A 21,885-nucleotide genomic window follows, 5' to 3' on the forward strand; every position below is an offset into this window, starting at 1 on the left:
CTCAGGCACATCCGGCGCCGCCGCCGGGACTCAGTCCGTGCGCTCGCCCTCCGCAGATGCCTCCGGGGCGGCCAGCGCCGCGTCCAGCCGGGCCCGCGCGCCCTCCAGCCAGCGCCGGCACACCTTCGCCAGCTCCTCGCCGCGCTCCCACAGGGCCAGCGACTCCTCCAGCGTCGTGCCGCCCGCCTCCAGGCGGCGCACGACCTCGATGAGCTCGTCCCGCGCCTGTTCGTACCCGAGCGTGCCGGTCGCCGCAGCGGCCGTCGTCGTCCCGTCGTCCGTCATGCGTTCACCCTATGCGGGAGCTGTGACATCAAGGGCCCGGCCACCGGCCCGTCACCCGGCCACCGGCCCGTCACCCGGCCACCGCCCGTCACCCGGAGGCCGCCCGTCACTCGCCTCCGGCCGTCACTCGGCCACCCGCACCGTGAACTCGCCCTCCGACACCCGTGCCCGCAGCTCCTCGCCCGGCGCCCCGGCGTCCGACGGGGAGCGCACCACATGTCCGTCCGGCCGCTGCAGCACCGCGTACCCCCGCTCCAGCGTCGCCGCGGGTGACAGCGCGACCACCCGCGCCCGGGTGTGCGCGAGCTCCGAGTCGGCCCGGTCCAGCAGATGGCCCAGCACCCGGCGGCTCCTCCCGGCCAGCGCGTCGATCTCCGCCGCCCGCTCGTCCACCATCCGCTGCGGGCGCTCCATGGCGGACCGGCCCAGCGCGTGCGCCAGCCCCCGCTCCTCCCGGTCGAGCAACCCCCGTACGGTCCGCAGCGCCCGGTCCCGGAGCTGCTGCACCCGGTCGAGCTCCTCGCCCACGTCGGGGACGACCTTCTTGGCAGCGTCGGTCGGTGTCGACGCCCGCAGATCCGCGACCAGGTCGAGCAGGGGCGAATCCGGCTCGTGCCCGATGGCCGACACCACCGGCGTACGGCATGCGGCCACCGCGCGGATGAGCTGCTCGTCGGAGAACGGCAGGAGGTCCTCCACGCTGCCGCCGCCGCGCGCGACGACGATCACGTCGACCTCGGCCAGCTCGTCGAGCTCCTTCACGGCCTGGACGACCTGGTTCACCGCGTGCACCCCCTGGACGGCGGTGTTGCGCACCTCGAAGCGCACCGCGGGCCAGCGGCGCCGCGCGTTCTCCAGGACATCGCGCTCGGCAGCCGACGCCCTCCCGCAGACGAGGCCGATCAGCTGCGGAAGGAACGGCAGGGGCTTCTTGCGGTCCAGTGCGAAGAGGCCCTCGGCGGCCAGCGACTTCTTCAGCTGCTCCAGCCGGACCAGCAGCTCGCCGATGCCCACCGGTCGTATCTCCGTGGCCCGCAGGGACAGCTGGCCCCGGGGCGCGTACCACTCGGGCTTGGCGAGGACGACGACCCGCGCGCCCTCCGTCACCACATCGGCGATCCGGTCGAACACCTGGCGGAAGCACGTCACACTCACCGAGATGTCGTGCGACGGGTCACGCAGTGTCAGAAAGACGACACCGGCGCCCGGACGCCGCGACAGCTGCGTGATCTGCCCCTCGACCCAGACCGCACCGAGCCGGTCGATCCACCCCCCGATGAGCCGTGACACGTCGCCGACGGGCAGCGGAGCTTCCGGGGACGTAGTGAGAGCCATGCGGCGAGCGTATCGGCAGGGACGGACATCGACGGGTGAACCGGCCCGCCCCGGCCCTCAGGGCGCCGCCCTCCCCACCGCGCCCCCTCAGACCGCCCGCCGCCCCCACTGGGCCCCGAGCACCACCAGACCGATGCCCAGCCAGCACAGCCCCACCAGCTGGGCGCTCGTCGTCGCCTCAAGGATGACCGCGACCAGCGCACCGGCGCCCACCACCGGCAGCAGCACATGGCGCCACCAGTTCGGCGGGCCCTCCATCCGGCGTACGGCGAACCAGCCCACCACCGACGCGTGCAGCAGCACGAACGCCGTGAGGGCGCCCACGTTCACGACCGACACCAGATGGTCGAGCCCGTCGTCGCGCCGGGCCGCCCACACCGCCGCCACCAGCGTCACGACCGCGGCGCCGGTGATCGCGACGCGCGGTACCCCGGACCCGCCGTCGACCCGGGCGAGGAACGACGGCAGGCGGTGCTCCCGGGCCATGGCGAACACCAGCCGCCCGGCCGCGGCCTGCCCGGCCAGCGCCGCGAACGCCGCCCCGACGGCCTTGCTCACGGCCACCAGGTCGTGCAGCCACGTCCCGACCGAGGCGTCCACCGCGTCGTAGAACGCCGACCCCTGCATCACCGGGTTCGCCGCCAGTTCCGCCGAGCTCACGGGCTCCAGCAGCGCCGCCAGGTACGACTGGACCACGAACAGCACCCCGGCGAGGACGAGACAGAACAGCACGGCCCGCGCCACCTTCGCCGAACCCCCCGTCACCTCCTCGGCGAACGAGGCGATCGCGTCGAAGCCCAGATACGACAGCACCGCGACGGACACCGCCCCCAGTACCGCCGTCATCGAGAAGCCGGAGTCCCCGGTGAACGGCGTCAGCCAGCCTCGCTGTGCCCCGTCCCTGGCCAGCACCACCACCGCGGACACCACGAACACCAGCAGCACCACGATTTCCATGGCGAGCACCGCGAAGCCCACCCGGGCGGCCGCCCGTACGCCCCACAGGTTGAGCAGCGTGGTGACGGCCACCGCGATCGCCGTCCACACCCACCGCGACACCTCCGGCACCAGCGCGTTCATCGCGATCCCGGAGAAGAGGTAGGCGACCGCCGGAATGAGCAGGTAGTCGAGCATCGCCATCCAGCCCGCGATGAAACCCGGCCCTTCCCCGAGCCCCTTGCGGGCGTACGCGAAGACCGAACCCGCCAGCGGGGCCACGCGCACCATCTGGGCGTAACTGAAGGCGGTGAAGGCCATCACGACGGTCGCCACGACATAGACCAGCGCGACAGCGCCGTCGGACCTCGCGTCGAGCGTGCCGAACACGCCGACCGGGGCCATGGGGGCGATGAACAGCAGCCCGTAAACCACCAGGTCCCGGAAGCCGAGCGTGCGTCGCAGCCTTCCGCCGTCCGCGCTGCTGCCCGCCATGAGTCCTCCGTCGTTCGCCTGCCCGCCGCACAGGGCTTCAGTCTCCCGACCCTGCCGAGCCCGCGCCTGTTCGGTACGGCCTTACGATGGGACGCATGACTGCTACTCCTGCCCGCCGTGTCCTTCTCGCCGCGCCCCGTGGCTACTGCGCGGGCGTGGACCGTGCCGTGATCGCCGTCGAGAAGGCCCTGGAGCAGTACGGGGCCCCGATCTACGTCCGGCACGAGATCGTGCACAACAAGTACGTCGTGCAGACCCTGGAGAAGAAGGGTGCGATCTTCGTCGACGTTACCGCGGAGGTCCCCGAGGGCTCCATCGTGATGTTCTCCGCCCACGGTGTCGCGCCGACCGTCCACGCGGAGGCCGCCGAGCGCAAGCTCGCCACCATCGACGCGACGTGCCCGCTCGTGACCAAGGTCCACAAGGAAGCCGTCCGCTTCGCCAAGGAGGACTACGACATCCTCCTGATCGGCCACGAGGGCCACGAGGAAGTCATCGGCACGAGCGGTGAGGCCCCCGACCACATCACGCTGGTCGACGGCCCCGAGGACGTCGCGGGCGTCTCCGTACGCGACGAGTCGAAGGTCGTCTGGCTCTCCCAGACCACACTCTCCGTCGACGAGACGATGGAGACGGTGGACGCACTCAAGGAGAAGTTCCCGAAGCTGATCTCCCCGCCCAGCGACGACATCTGCTACGCCACGCAGAACCGTCAGATCGCGGTGAAGAAGCTGGCGGAGGACGCCGAGCTGGTCATCGTCGTCGGCTCCAAGAACTCGTCGAACTCGATCCGCATGGTCGAGGTCGCCCTGGACGCCGGCGCGCCCGCCGCACACCTGGTGGACTTCGCCGACGAGATCGACGAGAGCTGGCTCGAAGGCGTCAGCACGGTCGGCCTCACCTCGGGTGCCTCGGTCCCCGACGTCCTGGTCGACGGGGTGCTGGAGTGGCTGGCCGAGCGGGGATACGGCGACGTGGAGACGGTGAAGACCGCGGACGAGTCGATCACCTTCTCGCTGCCCAAGGAGCTCCGCAGGGACCTGCGCGCCGAGGCGGCGGCACTTTCCGCCGAATAACGAGAACGCACCCCGCGTGGCACGGACCCCCTCCCCGGGAAGTGATCCGTGCCACCTGCCCGTACCGTGGATTCCATGGAGATCTTCGGTGTGGACATCGGCGGGTCAGGGATCAAGGGTGCTCCCGTGGACCTGGACCGCGGAGAGCTGGCGCAGGAGCGCCACAAAGTACTGACACCGCATCCGGCCACGCCCGCGAGCGTGGCCGACGGTGTGGCCGAGGTCGTCGGCCACTTCGACTGGCAGGGCCCGGTCGGCATCACGTTCCCCGGGGTGGTCACGGGCGGCATCACCCGGACCGCGGCCAACGTGGACAAGGGCTGGATCGACACGGACGCCCGTGCGCTGCTCAGCGGCCGCATCGGGCAGCCGGTCACGATCCTCAACGACGCCGACGCGGCCGGAATCGCCGAGATGACCTTCGGCGCGGGTCGCGGCCGCAAGGGCACGGTGATCATGCTGACCCTGGGTACGGGAATCGGCAGCGCCCTCTTCACCGGCGGACAACTGGTCCCCAACACCGAGCTCGGCCACCTGGAGCTGCACGGGCACGAGGCGGAGAAGCGCGCCTCCACCAAGGCCAAGGAGGACGAGGACCTGAGCTGGCCCCACTGGGCACACCGGGTGCAGAAGTACCTGGTCCACGTGGAGATGCTGTTCTCGCCCGAGCTCTTCATCATCGGCGGGGGAGTCAGCCGCAAGGCGGAGAAGTTCCTCCCCCTCATCGAACACGTACGGGCCGAGGTGGTTCCGGCCGAGCTGCAGAACAACGCGGGCATCGTGGGCGCGGCCATGGCGGCCGCAGGGAACTGACCAGGGCTACGAACGGGGGCGGCGCGCACCCTGGCCGGACCTGGCCAGGTGCCGCTGCCGCTCCCGCATGTGCCGGATCTTCCGAACGGTTGCGATGATCCCGGCGACGAGCGTGCCGCCGTACAGCCAGCCCGCATGGACGGCGAGCGCGGTGACGACGGCCATCGTTTGCCCGCCGAAGCCGCCCGTGCCCCCGGCGACCGGGATCACGCCGACGGCGAAGGCGATCGGCACACTGATCGGCGCAGTGACCAGGTCGGCGGGCCGCACCCAGAGCGCCGTCAGTGCGCTGACGGGCAGGAACAGCACCCCGTACACGACCTCCGAGCCGCCGAACAGCAACCGGTCCAGGCAGGCCAGCAGGAACATGACCAGGGCCGCGAAGAGCCCGGCGCCGATGCCGGTCAGCCGGGGGTTGGGGAACCTGCGCAGCGCGAGCACCACGGGTGCGACGGTCCGGGACCTGGGCGCCGGCCCCGGTACGACCGCCACTCCCACGCCGGCCGGTACCGGATAGGCCGCGGCCTCGCCGAGGCCGCCCGGCGGGGACAGCGGGGCCTGCGAGGGCTGCCTGCGCTGCGGGGTACGTGTCCTGTGCTGCTCCACCTGGACAACCTAGGTCGCGATGCGGGTCCTTACGGGCGTTGGACACGCGCTTTGGCCGACCTTGGCTCTGCGTTCGATCCCACACGGCCGAAACCGGCCCGTCCGGCCGTACACCCGCCCCTGCCCCGACCCGTGACCGGCCGCCGCGCGCCGCCCGTAAACTGGAGAATCGGTCCACACCGGGCCCGCCCTCCACAGCCCTCAGCTCTTTCATCGTCCTCACCTCAGGAAGTCGCCAAAGTGTCGCTCACGATCGGAATCGTCGGCCTGCCGAATGTCGGCAAGTCGACCCTGTTCAACGCCCTGACCAAGAACGACGTGCTGGCGGCCAACTACCCGTTCGCCACCATCGAGCCGAACGTCGGAGTCGTGGGCGTCCCCGACCCGCGCCTGCACACGCTCGCCGAGATCTTCAGTTCGCAGAAGCTGCTCCCCGCCACCGTCGACTTCGTCGACATCGCGGGCATCGTGCGCGGCGCGAGCGAGGGTGAGGGCTTGGGCAACAAGTTCCTCGCGAACATCCGCGAGTCCGATGCGATCTGCCAGGTCATCCGTGCCTTCAAGGACGAGAACGTCGTCCACGTCGACGGCAAGGTCTCGCCCAAGGACGACATCGAGACGATCAACACCGAGCTGATCCTGGCCGACCTCCAGTCCGTCGAGAAGGCCGTCCCGCGCCTGACGAAGGAGGCCCGCCTCCAGAAGGAGAAGGTCGCCGTCCTCGCCGCCGTCGAGGAGGCCCAGAAGATCCTCGAGGCGGGCGACACGCTCTTCTCCGTCGGCATCACCGCGGCCACGGAGAAGGGGCAGCTCCTGCACGAGCTGCACCTGCTCACGACGAAGCCGTTCCTGTACGTCTTCAACGTCGACGAGGACGAGCTGGTCGACGAGGACTTCAAGAACGAGCAGCGTGCCCTCGTCGCCCCGGCCGAGGCCATCTTCCTCAACGCCAAGATCGAGTCCGAGCTGATCGAGCTCGACGACGACGAGGCCCTCGAGCTCCTCCAGTCCATGGGACAGGAAGAGCCCGGCCTGGCGACCCTCGGCCGCGTCGGCTTCGACACGCTCGGCCTGCAGACCTACCTCACGGCAGGCCCGAAGGAGACCCGCGCCTGGACGATCAAGAAGGGCGCCACGGCCCCCGAGGCGGCCGGTGTGATCCACACCGACTTCCAGAAGGGCTTCATCAAGGCGGAGATCATCTCCTTCGACGACCTGGTCGAGACGGGCTCGGTCGCCGAGGCCCGCGCCAAGGGCAAGGCCCGCATGGAGGGCAAGGACTACGTCATGCAGGACGGCGACGTGGTGGAGTTCCGCTTCAACGTCTGATTCGTTCGGCGGAAGGCCGTCCGACCTGCGGTGGAGCGGGTGGGACGGCCTTCGTGGTCCGCACGGAGTCCGCAGCGTGCTGGATGAGTCATCACCTGTTCGTGATCGGCGAGGTCGTTGATGATCTCTTCGGAATCGCACCAGGGCAGAGGCGCCGTCCGGCACGACCCGGCCCTTCGCTTCTATCCTGGGGGAGGGCAGACGCACTCGCGGCGAGCGCGAAGGGAGCTGCCCATGACCGAGCGGATCAGCGGCACCCGGCAGACCCCGGCCGGGCCGGAGAGCCGGCAGGCTCTCGATCGGGCCAGGGAGGCCGTCTCCCGCGAGGCGTGGGGCGATGCCTACCGCGCGCTGCACGGCATCGACCCGGACCTCCTCGACGCCGACCTTCTCGTTGCTCTCGCCGACGCCGCATGGTGGACCGGCCGCGTCGACGAGTCCGTGGCGGTGCGGACGAAGGCGTACTCCGGCTACGCGGACAAGGACGAGTCCCGGCAGGCCGGGCGCTGTGCGTGGATGCTCTTCTACGAGCACCAGCAGGCCGGACGGAATGCCGCAGCCGCCGGCTGGCTGCACCGTGCGCGGCAGCAGCTCGGGGGTGAACCCGAGTGCGTCGAGCAGTGCTATCCGGCCTGGGCCGATGCCGAGGAGGCGCAGAACCGCGGTGCCTTCGGCGAAGCCATGGACCATGCCTCCCGGATGGCCGCCATCGCGCGGCGCTGCGGCAGTGCGGACCTCCTGGCCCTGAGTACCGAGGCCGAAGCGGGTGTGCTGCTGGCCGAGGGGAGGGTCGCCGAGGGGATCGATCGGCTCGACGACGTGATGTGCGCGGTCGCAGCGGGCGAGCTCAGTGCCTTCTTCACCGGTTGGATCTTCTGTCTCGGCCTCCAGCAGTGCATGGCCTGCGCCGAACTCGACCGGGCCGCCGAGTGGACCGACGTGGCCATGGCCTGGTGCGCCGCGATGCCCGAGGAGAACAACTTCCGAGGTCTGTGCCGGGTACACCGGGTGGAGGTGCTCGAACTGCGCGGCTCCTGGTCGCAGGCCGTGACCGAGGCGGCCCTGACCTGTGAGGAGCTGTTGCCGTACGAGGCTCTGTCGGCCGCCGAGGCGGTGTACCTGGAGGGGGAGATCCAGCGCAGGCGCGGTGACACGGCTGCCGCCGGGCGCTCGTACTCCCGTGCACACGAACTCGGCCGTGATCCGCAGCCGGGCCTCGCTCTGCTCCTCCTCGCGCAGGGCAGGACCGACGCCTCGGAAGCCGCTCTGCGGGTCGCGATCGCCGCCGACGGAGGCCGGCACCGCGGGCGGCTGTACGCGGCCCAGGTCGAGATCTTCCTCGCCCTCGGCCGGCTCGGCGAGGCCCGCGCGGTGGCGGACGAGCTGGAGGCCGTCGCGCGCGAGTGGCAGCGGCGGCGGGAGTCCGATCGCACGCCGCCGCACGCGACCGCGGCGTGGGCGGGCGGCGCCGTCGCCTTCGCCGAGCACGACCTGAGGCGCGCGTTTCCCCTGCTGCACCGGGCGCTGGCGCTCTGGCTCGGCCTGGGTGTCCCGTACGAAGCCGCACAGACCCGGATGACCCTGGCGGCAGCCGACCGGGAAGCGGGGGACGACGAGAGCGCGCGTCTCGAACTGCGCGCCGCGCACGCGGCCTTCGAGGCGCTGGGGGCGGTACCCGACGCACGGAGGGCGGCGGCCCTGCTCCGGCTCCCGGGCGAGCTCACCGGGCGGGAGGTCGAGGTGCTCCGGCTGGTCGCCGACGGCCGGACCAACCGGGCCGTCGCCGCCGAGCTCACCATCAGCGAGCACACCGTCGCCCGGCACCTCAACAACATCTTCGCCAAGATCGACGTGTCCTCGCGGTCCGCAGCCACCGCCTACGCGTACACACACGGCCTGGTGGCACCCCGCGCATAGGCCGTTCCGCCCATGGCGCACTCCGACGGAATGGGCAGTTCCGACGATGAACGCGACGCGGTTCCAGAACTACAACGGAGGTACGGAGCTGTACCCGTAGATCCGAGGACAGGAGAGCGGTGGCGATCATGACCACCTCTGCACGAGCTCTGGACGGCGCAGCCGCAGAGCGGCTGCGGGAGGCTGTGCACGGCGACATCGTCCAGCCCGGCGATACCGGCTACGACGAGGCCCGCACGGTCTACAACGCGATGATCGACAAGAGACCCGCGGCCGTCGTCCGGGCCGCCGACGCCGGCGACGTCATCGCGACGGTGAACCTCGCCCGGGAGCAGGACCTGGCCCTGGCGGTACGGGGCGGCGCCCACAGCGTCTCCGGCTACGGAACCTGCGACGACGGGGTCGTCCTGGACCTTTCGAGGATGCGCGGAATCCGGGTCGACCCCACGACCCGCACCGCCTGGGCCGAGGGTGGCTGCACATGGGCGGACCTCAACCACGCCACGCACGCCTTCGGCCTGGCCACCACCGGGGGAGTGGTCTCCAGCACCGGCATCGGCGGGCTCACCACCGGCGGAGGCATGGGCCATCTCGCCAGGAGCTGCGGGCTGGTCTGCGACAACCTCGTCTCGGCCGATGTGGTCGTGGCCGACGGATCCTTCCTGACCTGTACGGGGGAGCCGGACGACGAGAACACGGACCTGTTCTGGGCCCTGCGGGGAGGCGGTGGCAACTTCGGCGTCGTCACGTCCTTCGCCTACCGGCTGCACCCCGTGGCCGACATCCTGGGCGGCCCGACGTTCTATCCGCTCGACGGCGACGTACTGCGGCGGTACCGGGAACTGGTCGCCGGGTCCGACGAACGGCTCGGAGCACTGCTGGTCGTCGGGCTCGGCCCGCCGCTCCCGTTCCTGCCCGAGCGCTGGCACGGGCGGCCGCTGTGCGGTGTCCTCGCCTGCTGGGCCGGGCCCGAGACGCAGGACGACGAGATACGTGCCCGCCTCGCCGACCTGGGCCCGGTCGTCGGACAGCACGTCGGGCGCATGCCGTACCCGGTGATCAACACCCTCTTCGACGAGCTGCTCCCCGCAGGGCTCTTCCACTACTGGAAGGGCACGTTCAGCAAGGGGCTGCCGGACGGGGCCATCGACGCGTACGTGGAATACGGCGCCGAAACCCCTTCCGTCCAGAGCTCGACCGTCGTGTTTCCCATCGACGGCGCCTGCCACCGGGTCGCACCCGAGGCGACCGCGTTCGCCTACCGCGACGCGGACTTCTCGACCGCGCTGAGCCCCACCCTCCCCACGCGCGACGCGTGCGTGGCCACCATGGACTGGGTGCGCCGTTTCGCCGCGGCGCTGCGACCCCACTCGATGGAGGGCGCGTACGTCAACTTCATGGGAGAGGACGACCAGGACCGGGTCCGGGCCAACTACCGGCAGAACTACGACCGGCTGACGACGGTCAAGCGGCGGTACGACCCCGCCAACCTGTTCCGTCTGAATCACAACATCGCCCCATGACCCGGACCGGCCGGACGGGCAAGGTCGGGCTCCGGGGCCCGTCCGGGGTCGAACCGTCTGCCGGTACCGCGAGACGCGGCCCGCGGGTGTGCCGGTGCCAAGTCTCCGTACCGACGCGCACGTCGTGGGTGGTCCAGCTCGGCAGGGCGGCGATCACCTCGCGGCTCTCGGCGAGCCCTTGTCGCGGGCGCAGAGCCCGGAGAGGAAGGCTCCGTCGTACCGTGGTGTGTAGAAGGCCAGCCCGCCGCCGTGTATCCGGTGCCCGTGGCGGGGACCCGGTGGCGCAGACAGCCGTTGCCGACGTCGGGGTGGTACCCGACGCCTCGCCGAAGGCGGTGGACGTCGGCGTCCAGGAGGCGTCCTCGGAGACGGCGGACGTGCCGGGTGGCGCGAGGCCCGTCCGCGCGCACGAGGCGGGCGGTGGCGCCGCCACGGGGCGGCGGCCCTCGCGCCGGTCGCGTACGAGTGCGGCGGCAGGGGAACGATCAGTGCGCGCCGCCACCAAGGACGTGAGAACAGAGATGCGCGTGAGGCTCACTTACGAAGGTAGGCAGGGCTGCGGCGCGGGGGTGAACGGCTGATCGCACGGCACATCGGAGCGGACCGCTCCAGGGCAGAGGGAGAACGGCATGTCGTATCCGGAACCCGTTTACGCGGACGGCGAGGGCGAGATCAGCGCGCAGTACCGCCCGGCGGACACCGCGCCGAGTCTGCTGACGCGCAGCGGCGGCACCACGCACTACCTGGCGACGACGGAGTCGACGCACGGCGAGTTCGGTCTCTACCGGATCAACATGGCGCCCAGGGCCGGTGGCCCTGCCACGCACTTCCACCGCTCGATCTCGGAGTCGTTCTTCATCCTCGGCGGGACGGTGCGGATCTACAACGGTGAGCGCTGGGTCGACACGACCGAGGGCGACTTCCTGTATGTGCCGCAGGGCGGCCTGCACGCCTTCCGCAACGACTCGGACGCACCCGCTTCGATGCTGCTGCTGTTCACGCCGGGGGCGCCGCGCGAGGAATACTTCGAGAAGGTGTCGCAGGTCTCCGACTGGCCGGAGAAGGAGCGCGCCGAGTTCTTCATCAGGCACGACACGTACTGGACGGACTGACGGTTCCGGTCACGGCGCCGGGCGGCTCCGGTCACGGTGAGCGCGGGGGTTCCTGTCACGGCGCGGGACGATTCCGGTCACGGCGCGGGCGCCAGGCCCGTCTTGAGGCCTGCGCCGCACAGGGGTACGACGACGCTGCGGTCCGTCCAGTCACCCACGGCCGCCCAGCAGGCGACCCCGGTCGTCTCGACGAAGAAGCCGCGGGCCGCCAGATCCTGCTGTGCGGCGCGGATCCGGTCCTCGGTGACCGTGAGGAAGGTGCCGCCCGACTCCCTGACGGCCGCAAGGATCTGCCGGGCGCGCGGGGGGCGGGGGATGGCGATGCCCTCCGCGAGGGTGGGAGTCGCATGGCCGGGGGAGCCGAGCAGGTCACCGGCGCCCGCACGGAACGCCTCCGCGAGCGGGGACACGGCCTCGGCCTGTACGGCGATCAGTGCGGGACGGCGGTCGATCAGGCCCTGGGCGAGGAGTTCCGCCGTGGCCAGGGCCGCGCCGAGGAGCAGGGTGCCGTTGCCGACCGGCACGGCGATCGCGTCCGGCAGACTGCCGCCCAGGTCTTCCCACATCTCGTAGACGTAGGTCTTCGTGCCGTGCAGGAAGTACGGGTTGAAGACGTGGGAGGCGTAGAAGGTTCCGGGCGCGTCGGCGGCGGCTCGGGCGGCCCGTGCGGTGGCCTCGCGGTCGCCGGGCACGATCTCCAGCCGGGCGCCGTGCGCACGGATCTGCTCGGTCTTCTTCGGGGACGTGCCCTCGGGGACGTACACCGTGCAGGGCAGGCCGGCCCGGGCGCAGTACGCGGCGACGGCCGTGCCCGCGTTGCCGCTGCTGTCCGCGACGACCTGCTCCGGGGCGAGCCGGCGGGCCAGTTCGGCCAGCATGACCGCGCCCCGGTCCTTGAAGGAGAGCGTCGGCATCAGGTAGTCGAGCTTGGCCGAGACATTCGGGGTGAGGGGGACGAGCGGCGTCCTGCCCTCGCCGAGGCTGACCGCCGGATCGCCGAGAGGCAGCGCCTCTTCGTAACGCCACAGTGAACTGACGCGTCCGGTCAGCGAGTCGAGAGACATCGGTGACCGGACGTCGAAGTCGAGGTCCCAGGGGCCCCGGCAGAGCGGACAACACCAGGTCAGGTCGTTTGTGTCTGCGCGGGTCCCGTCCTGGGGGCAGTGATAGGTGGCCATGCCCGCCAGCATGTCAGCCGTGTGGCGAATGTATTGCTCATGCCAAGACAGTCTTGTGCGATTCCTATGGATGGGCCAATCTTTCGCTGGCAGCAGGGCACGTCGGCTCACGAGGAACCCGGATGGGGTTCTGTCGCGACTGGCTTGTCATGCCCATGCTGTTGTTTGCCGCATGCACCCCGCTCGACCGAATGCACCCCCCATGCACCGGATCAATGCACCCCCAGGCATCCCCCACCAGTGCACCGCAAACGAGGAGGACCCCTCACATGGCAGTGAAGCGTCACGCACGCTACGCGCGAAGACTGGCCGCGACGAGCGTCATAGCCGGCGCGGCCCTCGCCCTCTCGACCGCGGCGGCCTTCCCGGCCCTCGCGTCCCCGAGCGCGCCGGAAGGCCGGATCGAGAACGCGGGCGCCCCGGGCGCCATCAGCGGCAGCTACATCGTCACCCTCGACGAATCCGCCGCCGACGCCGGCTCCGCCGACGGCAAGGCGCTCGCCGCGGAGTACGGCGCGAAGATCAAGAAGACCTACAGCGCGGCCCTCAACGGCTACGCCGTCGAACTCCCTGCCGAGCAGGCGAAGAAGTTCGCCGCGGACCCGGCAGTCGAGTCCGTCGTGCAGAACCGGACCTTCACGATCTCGGGCACCCAGCCCTCCCCGCCCTCGTGGGGACTGGACCGGATCGACCAGACGGCCCTGCCGCTGAACCAGAGCTACACCTACCCGGACAAGGCCGGAGAAGGTGTCACCGCGTACATCATCGACACCGGTGTACGCATCAGCCACAGTGACTTCGGCGGCCGCGCGTCGAGCGGCTACGACGCCATCGACAACGACAACACCGCGCAGGACGGCAACGGCCACGGCACCCACGTGGCCGGCACCGTCGCCGGAAACTCGTACGGCGTCGCCAAGAAGGCGAAGATCGTCGGTGTCCGCGTCCTCGACAACAGCGGCTCCGGCACCACGGCGCAGGTCGTCGCGGGCATCGACTGGGTGACGGCCAACGCCGTCAAGCCGGCCGTCGCCAACATGAGCCTGGGCGGTGGCGCGGACACCGCGCTCGACACCGCCGTGCGCAACTCGATCGCCTCCGGCGTCACCTACGCCGTCGCGGCAGGCAACGAGTCGACGAACGCCTCCACCAAGTCCCCCGCGCGCGTCGCCGAGGCCATCACGGTCGGCTCCACCACCAGCACCGACGCCCGTTCGAGCTTCTCGAACTACGGCACCGTCCTGGACATCTTCGCACCGGGCTCCTCGATCACCTCGTCGTGGAACACCGGTGACAGCGCGAGCAACACCATCTCGGGCACCTCGATGGCAAGCCCGCACGTCGCCGGTGCCGCCGCCCTGTATCTCGCCGACCACCCGGGCCAGACCCCGGCGCAGGTCTCGGCGGGACTGGTCGCCGCAGCCACCAGCGGCGTGGTGACGAGCCCGGGCACCGGGTCGCCGAACAAGCTGCTGAACGTCGGCACCGGCACCACCCCGCCGCCCACCGGCACCAAGTTCGAGAGCACGACCGGCTACACGATCGCCGACAACGCCACGGTCGAGTCGCCGATCACCGTCTCCGGTATCAGTGGTAACGCGCCGTCAGCACTCAGCGTTCCCGTCAACATCACGCACACCTACTCCGGCGACCTCAGGATCGACCTGGTCGCGCCCGACGGTTCGGTCTACAACCTGAAGGCGTACGGGACCGGCGGCAGCGCCGACAACGTGATCACCACCTACACGGTGAACGCTTCGTCGGAGGTCGCCAACGGCGCCTGGAAGCTCAGGGTCAGCGACAACGCCACGTACGACACCGGGAGGATCAACTCCTGGGCACTGCAGTTCTGATGCCGGACCGCTTCTGAGCCGGACATGAACGCACGCGGGGCGGCTGCCGTCGGCAGCCGCCCCGCACACCTCCTCCGTGAGCCCGGCCTGGTCCGGACGGGAGGAGCTAGCGGCGGTTGAGCCCGCGGTCGACCGCGGACATCAGCTCGCCGTCGTCCGTGTCGCCGTCCAGCGACCAGAACATCGCACCGCCGAGACCGCGGTCACGGATGTACGAGGTCTTGGCGCGCAGCACCTGCGGGTCGTCGTACGTCCACAGGGTCGTCCCGTCGAACAGCCAGGCGTGGCCGTTGCGGGTGTCGCGGTGCACCGTGTACTGCCCGGAGTCGGCCAGCTTCTTGAGGGCCTTGTAGTCCTCGTAGCCCGCCGCGTACGTGGCCGGGGCGGGTGCCGTCGCCGGCTGCCCGAGACCGTCGCCGCCACCGGTCACTCCGGTCCAGCCCTGCCCGTAGAACGGCATGCCCACCACCAGCTTGCGGGCGGGGGCGCCGCGCCTGATCCAGTCACGGACCGTCTGGTCGACGCTGAAGTCGCCCTTCGCGTACAGGGCGGACTGCTGGGCGGTCGTCGTCTCACCGGAGACGTGGAAGTCGTAGCCCTGGAGGTTGACGAAGTCGAAGTCCCGCATGATGCGCCGGACATCGAAACCCGCGTCGATCTTGGCGGGAGCGGTGGGCACGAACGCCGAGAGCTCGTAGTGCTTCTTGTGCGTCTTCCGGTTCGCCGGGGACTTCTGCGCCTTCGCGTAGGAGTCGAGCTGGGTGCGGAACTCGTGCACCAGCGCGGTGAAGTTCTTCTTGTCCTCGGGGCGGTAGACCGTGTCGGTGTCACCGGCGGAACCGGGCCACTCCCAGTCGATGTCGATGCCGTCGAAGAGGCCGGCAGCAGCCCCGTCGCCCCCGCGTACGCCGTCGACGGGCAGGTTGCCCTTGATGTACAGGTCGATGCAGGACGAGACGAGGGCCTTGCGGGAGGCGGCCGTGCGGGCCGCGTCGGAGAAGTGGGTGGACCAGCTCCAACCGCCCAGCGAGATCATCACCTTGAGGCCGGGGTGCTTGGCCTTGAGCTCGCGCAGCTGGTTGAAGTTGCCCGCGAGGGCCTGGGTGTCGGTGTCGGCGACGCCGTCCACCGAACCCGCGGCATCCAGCGGACGGGCGTAGTCCGCCCACGCGTCCGCCTCGCCGGGCACATTGCCGGTGAAGCACTTGCCTTCGGGGCTGACGTTGCCGAAGGCGTAGTTGATGTGGGTGAGCCTGGCGGCCGCACCGCTCGTGTCCAGGTCCTTGACCTGGAAGTCGCGTCCGTAGACGCCCCACTGGGTGAAGTAACCGATGCTCTTGTACGCGCGGTTGTGGCCCGCGCCGCGGTCATCGTGACTGCCGCCGTCGTGGGCGCCGTCGGCCGTGGCCGCGGGGGCGATGCCGGCCAGCAGCGCGAAGGCGCAGGCGGCAGTTGTCAGTCTGGACAGGGTTCTTCGACGCATGGGACTCGTTCCTGTGCGTGTGCCGGAGCTGGAGAGCCAGCGAGAGCCGTGCTGTGCAGAGGAAGGTATTGGTCTGGACCAAAAACGGTCAAGAGCCTGGGAGATGCCGCGCGAGGTATGCGCTGGTCGGCAAGGAATCATCACATCGAGTGAAACTTTGGCCTGTGCTTGCGGTGTACAACCCACGGTTGCCAGGCTGTTGCAGTCTGTCAACCTGTTGGGAGTGGCCTGTGACTTTCGGTGAGCAGCCCGCCTATCTGCGCGTGGCGAGCGATCTCAGAGAGAAGATCGTCAACGGCGCGCTGCCGCCTCATACCCGCCTGCCGTCGCAGGCGCGTATCCGCGAGGAGTACGGAGTCTCGGACACCGTCGCGCTGGAGGCGCGGAAGGTGCTGATGGCCGAGGGGCTGGTCGAGGGGCGGTCGGGCTCCGGGACGTATGTGCGTGAGCGTCCGGTCCCGCGCCGGATCGCCCGCTCCGGCTACCGGCCGGGCGCCGGCGCCAGTCCGTTCCGCCAGGAACAGACGGCGGAAGGCGTGCGCGGGACATGGGAGTCCCGCAGTGAGCAGGAGGGGGCCAGTCCCGAGATCGCCGAGCGCCTCGGCATCGAGCCGGGCGACCGGGTGATGCGGACGAGGTACGTCTTCCGGGACGCCGGCGAGCCGATGATGCTCTCGACGTCCTGGGAACCTCTCGCCGTCACGGGCCGTACACCGGTGATGCTTCCGGAGGAGGGCCCGCTGGGCGGCTGCGGCGTGGTCGACAGGATGGCCGCGATCGACGTCGTCGTGGACAACGTGGCGGAGGAGGTCGGCGCGCGCCCGGGGCTGGCGGAGGAGCTCCTGGCGCTCGGTGGTGTGCCGGGGCATGTGGTGATGGTGATCGGGCGCACGTACTACGCGTCGGGGCGGGCCGTGGAGACCGCGGATGTGGTCGTGCCCGCCGACCGCTACCGGATCGCCTACCATCTGCCGGTCAAGTGACCTGCCGTGCGGGCCGCGCAGGCGAAGGTGACAGCCAGGGGGCTGGTGTGTCCGCCGTCCGTGACGAGCAATCAGCCCACCTTCGGCGTCCTTGACCCGCGGCAATCACCGGCAGTGGAGCCTTGTCATGTCCGGCTCGTGACGTCCCGTCCGTCACCCGCGTACGGACCGGCGAACGAGGATCCGCCGAGGTGAACGGCCCGGGCGTCGAGATCGCCGACGTCACCGCCACGCACACCTGCGGGGTGTGTGAAACCGTGGGCGAGTTGCCCGACATCGCCGACCGCACGGTCCGGTCGGGGCCGATCTGCTTGCTGTGCTGCCCATCGGGCTGCTCGCTGTGCTGCTTGTTGGACGCGGAGTGCGGCGATGTCCGCAGAAAGGAACAGGGGGCGGGTCCGGTACTGCTGCCGGTGTCCACACCGTGGACGACCGCCGACTGACGCGCACAGTGTGCGAGGGGGCGCATCCGGACGGGTGCGCCCCCTCACGCATGACCGGATGTGTATCTCTTTGTGTAAACACGCATCCGCTGAGTGAAGGTCAGGCGTACGCTCGGGCATATGCGTACTGCGGTTTCCTGGGGATCCTTAGAGACGTGCACGCCAGTGGGGAGAGGGGCGAAATGCTTGGGAGGGACACGATGACCGACAGCGGTGCCGTGCTCCCTTGGCTGGTGATTCGGCAGGACGACAACGGCAACAGATACCGCGTCGGTCGCTACGCGACACAGGACGAGGCGCAGAAGACCGCGGACGGCCTCGAGCGCCACGGGCACAAACAGCTCTACTGGGTGGAGCGCGTGGGCCAGAGCGCTCGCCCCTGACGGCTGCGGCCTCCGGGGCCGCGCCGGCCGCCCCCGTATGCCGCCCGTACGGACCCCAGCGGTCCGAGTGACTCCGAGCTGCCGCCGGGGCCGTCCATAGTCGAGGACGGCCCCGGCTGCCGTCCGCCGCGGGCGTGACAGCCCGGCATGCCGGACGGCGCCGTATATTCGCGTCCCGGAAGCCCTTTTCCGCACGCTCTCGGACAGTGCGTCAGGCGTGGGGTCGGCCCGGGTGTTGTCGGTTGCGCCGACCGCAGGCGAGGCGTCGAAAAGTCCAGAGCCGTCGGACGCGCTGAGCCGTCGAACGTCCTGAGCTGTCGAACGTCCCGAGCCGCACGCCGCGGCATCCGAAGCGGCGGCAGACCGATGGTGAGGACGGAACGATGCCGGTGCTGATCGACACGGTGGCCTGGGTGCGGATGGAGAACGGCAGGATCCTCTGCGCGCGACCGAAGGGGAAGGACATCTTCTACATCCCCGGAGGCAAGCGGGAGAACGGGGAGACGGACCTGCAGACCTTGCTGCGTGAGGTCGAGGAGGAACTGACGGTGACCGTCGTCCCGTCGACCGTCATCCATGCGGGTACGTACGAGGCGCAGGCGCACGGCCATCCGGACGGTGTGGTGGTACGCATGAGCTGCTACTACGGCGACTACCGGGGCACGCTGGCAGCCAGCAGTGAGATCGACGAGATGGCCTGGTTCTCCTACGGGGACCGCTCTCTGGTCCCCCCGGTCGACCAGCTCCTCTTCGACGATCTCCACGCCATGGGTGAGCTGATCTGAGCCCCTGGCGGATGCACCCGTACGCCCCACCTGTCGGGTCCTGCGATAGGCTGCACCAAATTTCGGGTATGTGCTGATTATCCCCTCTGAATGGGGTGCACCCCCGTTTTTGGTCTTGGGAAGTGATCGGCGTGACCGATACCGAAGGCGACTGCGCAGAGTGGAGCTTTCCGGCGGTGCCGGGCTCCGTGCGCAGCGCCCGGCATGCGGTACGCGATGCGCTGCACGTCTGGGGGCTCGACGCGGCGGTGGGAGATATCGCCGTGCTGCTCGTGAGCGAACTGGTGACCAATTCCCTGCGCTATGCGGCGGGCCCCATCGGAGTGCGGCTCGTGCGCCCGCACCCGGACGGTGTGGAGCCCGGTTTGCGGGCTGACGGGCAGGCCCTGCTCGTGGAAGTCTCCGATCCGCTTCCGGATGCGCCCACCGAACGCATGGCCGGACCGGAGGACGAAGGGGGGCGCGGACTGCAGCTCGTGGCTTGTTCGGCGCGCCGCTGGGGGACCCGGCGCGGAAAGAGTGGCAAGACGGTGTGGTTCGAGCTCGCTCTCCCTGGTTAGGAGTGGGAGGGGACGCACAGCGATCACCGGCGGTCAGGCAGGACCTGGCTGAAAGGTACTGAGACCGTGCTGTGATCGTGAACGCCGTGCCGGTAAGCCCCGTAGTGCTGAATACTGCGGGCAGGACCGGTCCGGTGTGTGAGCTGGAGGGGACGGTCGCGTGAGCGAAATACCTGGGTCGGCGGGCGACGTCGTGTGGCAGAGCAGCCCGCCTGGCTCGATCTATGACTACATCAGGGTCGCCTCCTTCTCGATCGGGCCTGACGGGCTGATCGAGCAGTGGAGCCGGCGGGCCGCCGGTCTGTTCGGCATGGCCTCCCACGAGGCGGTGGGTAGGGATCCGGTCGAGGCGTTCATGCCTGCCGAGCTGCGCTCGGACGCCCATCGGCGGGTTGGCGAGATCCTCGACGGCAAGGAGTGGACGGGCCTCGTCCCGTTCCGGATCCCAGGTGAGAGCGGTGCCGAGGGTCTTGCCGAGATCTACGTCATGCCGAGCGAGACGGGGAGCGGCGAGCGTGCCGCGCTCTGCATCGTCGTCGATGTCCGGGCGCTCCGGCGCATCGAGACTGATCTTGCCGCATCACAGGCGATTTTCGGTCAATCTCCCTTCGGCTTCGTGCTCTTCGGCGCGGACTTCACGGTCGTACGGGCCAACCAGCGGTTCGCCACGGTCTTCGGCGGCGAGGCGGACGACCACCGCGGACGCACGGTGGACGACTACCTGGCCGGCCAGGAGGCCGACCGGCTCTCCAGCACCCTGAAGCGTGTCCTGGAAACCGGTGACGCCGTCACCGACCTCCAACTGGTCGGCACCGTCCCCGGCTCCAGCGACCGGCGCCACTGGTCCATGAACCTCTACCGGGTACACAGCGGCGCCGGACGTCCCATCGGCATCGCGGGACTCGCCACCGATGTCACGGGCCGGCACATCGCCGCCCGCGAGGCAGCCAGTGCCCGTCGTAACCTCGCACTTCTCAACGAGGCCAGTGCGCGCATCGGGAACTCCCTCGATCTGGAGACCACGGCCCGGGAACTGCTCGACGTCGCCGTGCCCGGTTTCTGCGACCTGGCATCCGTGGACCTCTACCAGGGACTGCTCACCGGCGACGAGGCGTCACCCGGAAGCTGGGGCCGACTCCGGCAGGAGTCCGGCGGCGGTTCGGCGGAACTCCGCAGGGTGGCCCAGGCCAGCGCCGTCTCCGACGCGCTCCCCGACGGCCTGCCGGGTCCGAGACTGAGCGGTGGTGCCGGTCCCGAAGGGAACACGGCCCCGAAACCTCCCGCGCTCGGCGCGGTCCACCGCTATCCGTTCAACTCGCCCTGTGCCGTCGCCCTGCGCAGCGGCCACGTCGAGGACGTGCCCGGTGACGAACGCGGCTTCGTGCACTCCACGCTCGCCGTGCCGATGGTCGCGCACGACATCGTCATCGGTCTCGTCCAGTTCTCCCGCGCCAAGGGCAGCGAACCCTTCGGCGAGCGCGACCGGGCCCTGGCCACCGAACTTGCCGCACGTGCGGCCGTCTGCATCGACAACGCCCGCCTCTACCGGCGCGAACACGAACGAGCGCTGATACTCCAGCGCAGCCTGCTGCCCCCGGGCGACCCGGAGGCAGCAGGTCTCGACATCGCCTGCCGCTACCTCCCCGGCAACACGGCCACCGAGGTCGGCGGTGACTGGTTCGACGTGATCGAACTCCCCGGCCACCGCACGGCCCTCGTCGTCGGCGATGTCATGGGCCGTGGGCTGCGGGCCGCTGTCGCCATGGGAGAGCTGCGCACCGCCGTACGCACCCTGGCGCTCCTGGACCTGGAGCCGGCCGAGGTGCTCTCCGCCCTCGACGAGGTCGCCCGCGGCCTCGGAACCCCGGGCGGCGGCGACCGGAACGACGCCTTCGGCGGAGGCGGCGGCGCCCAATGGCCCTCACGCGTCGCCCACAAGTCACGCGAGGCGGACCTCTCCGAGGTCTATCTGGCGACGTGTGTGTACGCGGTGTACGACTCCGTCACCCGACGGTGCACCTTCGCCAATGCCGGTCACCTCCCTCCCGTGGTGGTCGAACCGGGCGAACCGGCCCTGCTGCTGGACGTTCCTCCCGGCATGCCGCTCGGAGTCGGTGGCGAGCCCTTCGAGGAGGTCGAGGTGGAGCTCAAGGAGGGCGCCCTCCTCGCCCTCTACACCGACGGCCTCGTCGAGTCACGCGACCATCCCCTCGACGAGGGCCTCCAGGCCTTCCGGGACGCCCTCACGGAGCCGTCCCAGCCGCTCGAGGAGGTCTGTGACCATGTACTGGCCACCCTCGACACCCGCCACGGCGAGGACGACATCGCCCTGCTGATGGCGCGCATCCAAGGGCTTCCGGTGGATGCCGTGGGCGACTGGCGGCTTCCCCGCGAGCTCCGTTCCGTCGGCCGGGCCCGCGAGCTGGCCCGTGCCCAGCTGTCCTCGTGGGACCTCGACGACCTGGTGGACACCACCGAACTGCTGGTCAGCGAGCTCGTCACCAATGCGCTGCGTTACGGCGAGGGCGAGATCAGGCTCAGGCTGCTGCGCGACCGCACCCTCGTGTGCGAGGTATGGGACGCGGGCCTGGTCCAGCCACGGCGCAGGCGGGCACGCGACACCGACGAGGGCGGTCGTGGACTGCAGTTGGTCGGACTGCTGAGCGCGGCCTGGGGGTCACGACGGACACCGCGAGGCAAAACGGTGTGGTTCGAGCTGGCGCTGCCCGACGGCGAGCCGGCTGCCGAACTCTCGGTCGAGCAGCTGCTGAGCATGTACTGACGGGGCGG

The 21,885-nt window shown here is 70.3% G+C and carries 18 protein-coding genes and 1 pseudogene; 13 read left to right on the forward strand and 6 right to left on the reverse strand.

What is annotated here, in order from left to right; translation table 11 throughout:
• Positions 1-30 precede the first annotated feature (30 nt).
• The 3 genes from ABZS61_RS13135 to ABZS61_RS13145 all read right to left on the reverse strand — a co-directional run bounded on the left by ABZS61_RS13135 (position 31) and on the right by ABZS61_RS13145 (position 3,051).
• Entirely contained in the window at positions 31-285 is a 255-nt protein-coding gene (locus ABZS61_RS13135; protein ID WP_356418786.1) for an exodeoxyribonuclease VII small subunit, read from the reverse strand.
• Between the two features lie 123 nt (positions 286-408).
• Positions 409-1,620, reverse strand: a complete 1,212-nt coding sequence (xseA, locus tag ABZS61_RS13140; protein ID WP_356418789.1) for an exodeoxyribonuclease VII large subunit — start codon at positions 1,618-1,620, stop codon at positions 409-411.
• A gap of 87 nt (positions 1,621-1,707) precedes the next feature.
• Positions 1,708-3,051, reverse strand: a complete 1,344-nt coding sequence (locus ABZS61_RS13145) for an APC family permease (RefSeq protein WP_356418792.1) — start codon at positions 3,049-3,051, stop codon at positions 1,708-1,710.
• A gap of 86 nt (positions 3,052-3,137) precedes the next feature.
• Here ABZS61_RS13145 and ABZS61_RS13150 point away from each other — a divergent pair, with 86 nt between their 5' ends.
• Both ABZS61_RS13150 and ppgK read left to right on the forward strand, forming a co-directional pair.
• A complete protein-coding gene (locus ABZS61_RS13150) occupies positions 3,138-4,127 on the forward strand; it encodes a 4-hydroxy-3-methylbut-2-enyl diphosphate reductase (protein ID WP_356418795.1) in 990 nt (329 codons plus the stop codon).
• A 75-nt stretch (positions 4,128-4,202) separates the two neighbouring features.
• Positions 4,203-4,940, forward strand: coding sequence for a polyphosphate--glucose phosphotransferase (ppgK, locus tag ABZS61_RS13155; RefSeq protein WP_356418798.1), 738 nt, complete (start codon positions 4,203-4,205; stop codon positions 4,938-4,940).
• A gap of 6 nt (positions 4,941-4,946) precedes the next feature.
• Here ppgK and ABZS61_RS13160 read toward each other — a convergent pair whose 3' ends face one another.
• On the reverse strand, positions 4,947-5,546 hold the full coding sequence (locus tag ABZS61_RS13160) for a DUF6542 domain-containing protein (protein WP_356418801.1): 600 nt from the start codon (positions 5,544-5,546) through the stop codon (positions 4,947-4,949).
• A gap of 240 nt (positions 5,547-5,786) precedes the next feature.
• Between ABZS61_RS13160 and ychF the strand changes: the two genes are divergently transcribed.
• The 4 genes from ychF (at position 5,787) to ABZS61_RS13180 (ending at position 11,427) form a co-directional block, all read left to right on the forward strand.
• Positions 5,787-6,875 (forward strand): redox-regulated ATPase YchF, encoded by a 1,089-nt coding sequence (gene ychF, locus ABZS61_RS13165; protein WP_356418803.1) that lies wholly within the window; start codon positions 5,787-5,789, stop codon positions 6,873-6,875.
• Positions 6,876-7,109: 234 nt separating this feature from the next.
• Complete coding sequence (locus tag ABZS61_RS13170; protein ID WP_356418807.1) at positions 7,110-8,792, forward strand: LuxR C-terminal-related transcriptional regulator; 1,683 nt, start codon at positions 7,110-7,112, stop codon at positions 8,790-8,792.
• Between the two features lie 128 nt (positions 8,793-8,920).
• On the forward strand, positions 8,921-10,315 hold the full coding sequence (locus tag ABZS61_RS13175) for an FAD-binding oxidoreductase (RefSeq protein WP_356418810.1): 1,395 nt from the start codon (positions 8,921-8,923) through the stop codon (positions 10,313-10,315).
• Positions 10,316-10,944: 629 nt separating this feature from the next.
• Entirely contained in the window at positions 10,945-11,427 is a 483-nt protein-coding gene (locus tag ABZS61_RS13180) for a cupin domain-containing protein (protein ID WP_356418813.1), read from the forward strand.
• Between the two features lie 77 nt (positions 11,428-11,504).
• Here ABZS61_RS13180 and ABZS61_RS13185 read toward each other — a convergent pair whose 3' ends face one another.
• Positions 11,505-12,605, reverse strand: coding sequence for a threonine synthase (locus ABZS61_RS13185; protein ID WP_356418816.1), 1,101 nt, complete (start codon positions 12,603-12,605; stop codon positions 11,505-11,507).
• A gap of 269 nt (positions 12,606-12,874) precedes the next feature.
• On the opposite strand from ABZS61_RS13185, the gene ABZS61_RS13190 reads away from it, so the two are divergent.
• Positions 12,875-14,458: a S8 family serine peptidase gene (locus tag ABZS61_RS13190; RefSeq protein ID WP_356418819.1), complete on the forward strand. Its 1,584-nt coding sequence runs from the start codon at positions 12,875-12,877 to the stop codon at positions 14,456-14,458.
• Between the two features lie 106 nt (positions 14,459-14,564).
• On the opposite strand, the gene ABZS61_RS13195 is transcribed toward ABZS61_RS13190, so the two are convergent.
• Complete coding sequence (locus tag ABZS61_RS13195; protein ID WP_356418822.1) at positions 14,565-15,941, reverse strand: glycoside hydrolase family 18 protein; 1,377 nt, start codon at positions 15,939-15,941, stop codon at positions 14,565-14,567.
• Positions 15,942-16,171: 230 nt separating this feature from the next.
• Between ABZS61_RS13195 and ABZS61_RS13200 the strand changes: the two genes are divergently transcribed.
• From ABZS61_RS13200 to ABZS61_RS13225, 6 genes and pseudogenes are all read left to right on the forward strand, one after another.
• Positions 16,172-16,924 (forward strand): GntR family transcriptional regulator, encoded by a 753-nt coding sequence (locus ABZS61_RS13200; protein ID WP_356418823.1) that lies wholly within the window; start codon positions 16,172-16,174, stop codon positions 16,922-16,924.
• A gap of 191 nt (positions 16,925-17,115) precedes the next feature.
• Positions 17,116-17,367 (forward strand): annotated as a pseudogene (locus ABZS61_RS13205) (hypothetical protein); the annotation flags it as partial.
• Between the two features lie 182 nt (positions 17,368-17,549).
• Positions 17,550-17,750 carry an SPOR domain-containing protein gene (locus ABZS61_RS13210; protein WP_356418825.1) on the forward strand — a complete coding sequence of 67 codons (201 nt, stop codon included), beginning with the start codon at positions 17,550-17,552 and terminating at the stop codon, positions 17,748-17,750.
• Positions 17,751-18,133: 383 nt separating this feature from the next.
• Positions 18,134-18,535, forward strand: coding sequence for an NUDIX domain-containing protein (locus ABZS61_RS13215; RefSeq protein ID WP_356418828.1), 402 nt, complete (start codon positions 18,134-18,136; stop codon positions 18,533-18,535).
• Positions 18,536-18,657: 122 nt separating this feature from the next.
• Positions 18,658-19,095, forward strand: coding sequence for an ATP-binding protein (locus ABZS61_RS13220; protein WP_356418831.1), 438 nt, complete (start codon positions 18,658-18,660; stop codon positions 19,093-19,095).
• Between the two features lie 193 nt (positions 19,096-19,288).
• On the forward strand, positions 19,289-21,877 hold the full coding sequence (locus ABZS61_RS13225) for a SpoIIE family protein phosphatase (protein WP_356419395.1): 2,589 nt from the start codon (positions 19,289-19,291) through the stop codon (positions 21,875-21,877).
• The last annotated feature ends 8 nt before the right edge of the window (positions 21,878-21,885 follow it).

The sequence above is a fragment of the Streptomyces sp. NPDC005566 genome, assembly GCF_040605575.1.
Lineage (GTDB): Bacteria > Actinomycetota > Actinomycetes > Streptomycetales > Streptomycetaceae > Streptomyces.

What these genes read in the sequence shown, in the direction of transcription:
- ABZS61_RS13135 (WP_356418786.1), bottom strand. Translation starts at nt 285, where the DNA reads ATGACGGACGACGGGACGACGACGGCCGCTGCGGCGACCGGCACGCTC.
- xseA (WP_356418789.1), bottom strand. Translation starts at nt 1,620, where the DNA reads ATGGCTCTCACTACGTCCCCGGAAGCTCCGCTGCCCGTCGGCGACGTG.
- ABZS61_RS13145 (WP_356418792.1), bottom strand. Translation starts at nt 3,051, where the DNA reads ATGGCGGGCAGCAGCGCGGACGGCGGAAGGCTGCGACGCACGCTCGGC.
- ABZS61_RS13150 (WP_356418795.1), top strand. Translation starts at nt 3,138, where the DNA reads ATGGGACGCATGACTGCTACTCCTGCCCGCCGTGTCCTTCTCGCCGCG.
- ppgK (WP_356418798.1), top strand. Translation starts at nt 4,203, where the DNA reads ATGGAGATCTTCGGTGTGGACATCGGCGGGTCAGGGATCAAGGGTGCT.
- ABZS61_RS13170 (WP_356418807.1), top strand. Translation starts at nt 7,110, where the DNA reads ATGACCGAGCGGATCAGCGGCACCCGGCAGACCCCGGCCGGGCCGGAG.
- ABZS61_RS13175 (WP_356418810.1), top strand. Translation starts at nt 8,921, where the DNA reads ATGACCACCTCTGCACGAGCTCTGGACGGCGCAGCCGCAGAGCGGCTG.
- ABZS61_RS13180 (WP_356418813.1), top strand. Translation starts at nt 10,945, where the DNA reads ATGTCGTATCCGGAACCCGTTTACGCGGACGGCGAGGGCGAGATCAGC.
- ABZS61_RS13185 (WP_356418816.1), bottom strand. Translation starts at nt 12,605, where the DNA reads ATGGCCACCTATCACTGCCCCCAGGACGGGACCCGCGCAGACACAAAC.
- ABZS61_RS13190 (WP_356418819.1), top strand. Translation starts at nt 12,875, where the DNA reads ATGGCAGTGAAGCGTCACGCACGCTACGCGCGAAGACTGGCCGCGACG.
- ABZS61_RS13195 (WP_356418822.1), bottom strand. Translation starts at nt 15,941, where the DNA reads ATGCGTCGAAGAACCCTGTCCAGACTGACAACTGCCGCCTGCGCCTTC.
- ABZS61_RS13210 (WP_356418825.1), top strand. Translation starts at nt 17,550, where the DNA reads ATGCTTGGGAGGGACACGATGACCGACAGCGGTGCCGTGCTCCCTTGG.
- ABZS61_RS13215 (WP_356418828.1), top strand. Translation starts at nt 18,134, where the DNA reads ATGCCGGTGCTGATCGACACGGTGGCCTGGGTGCGGATGGAGAACGGC.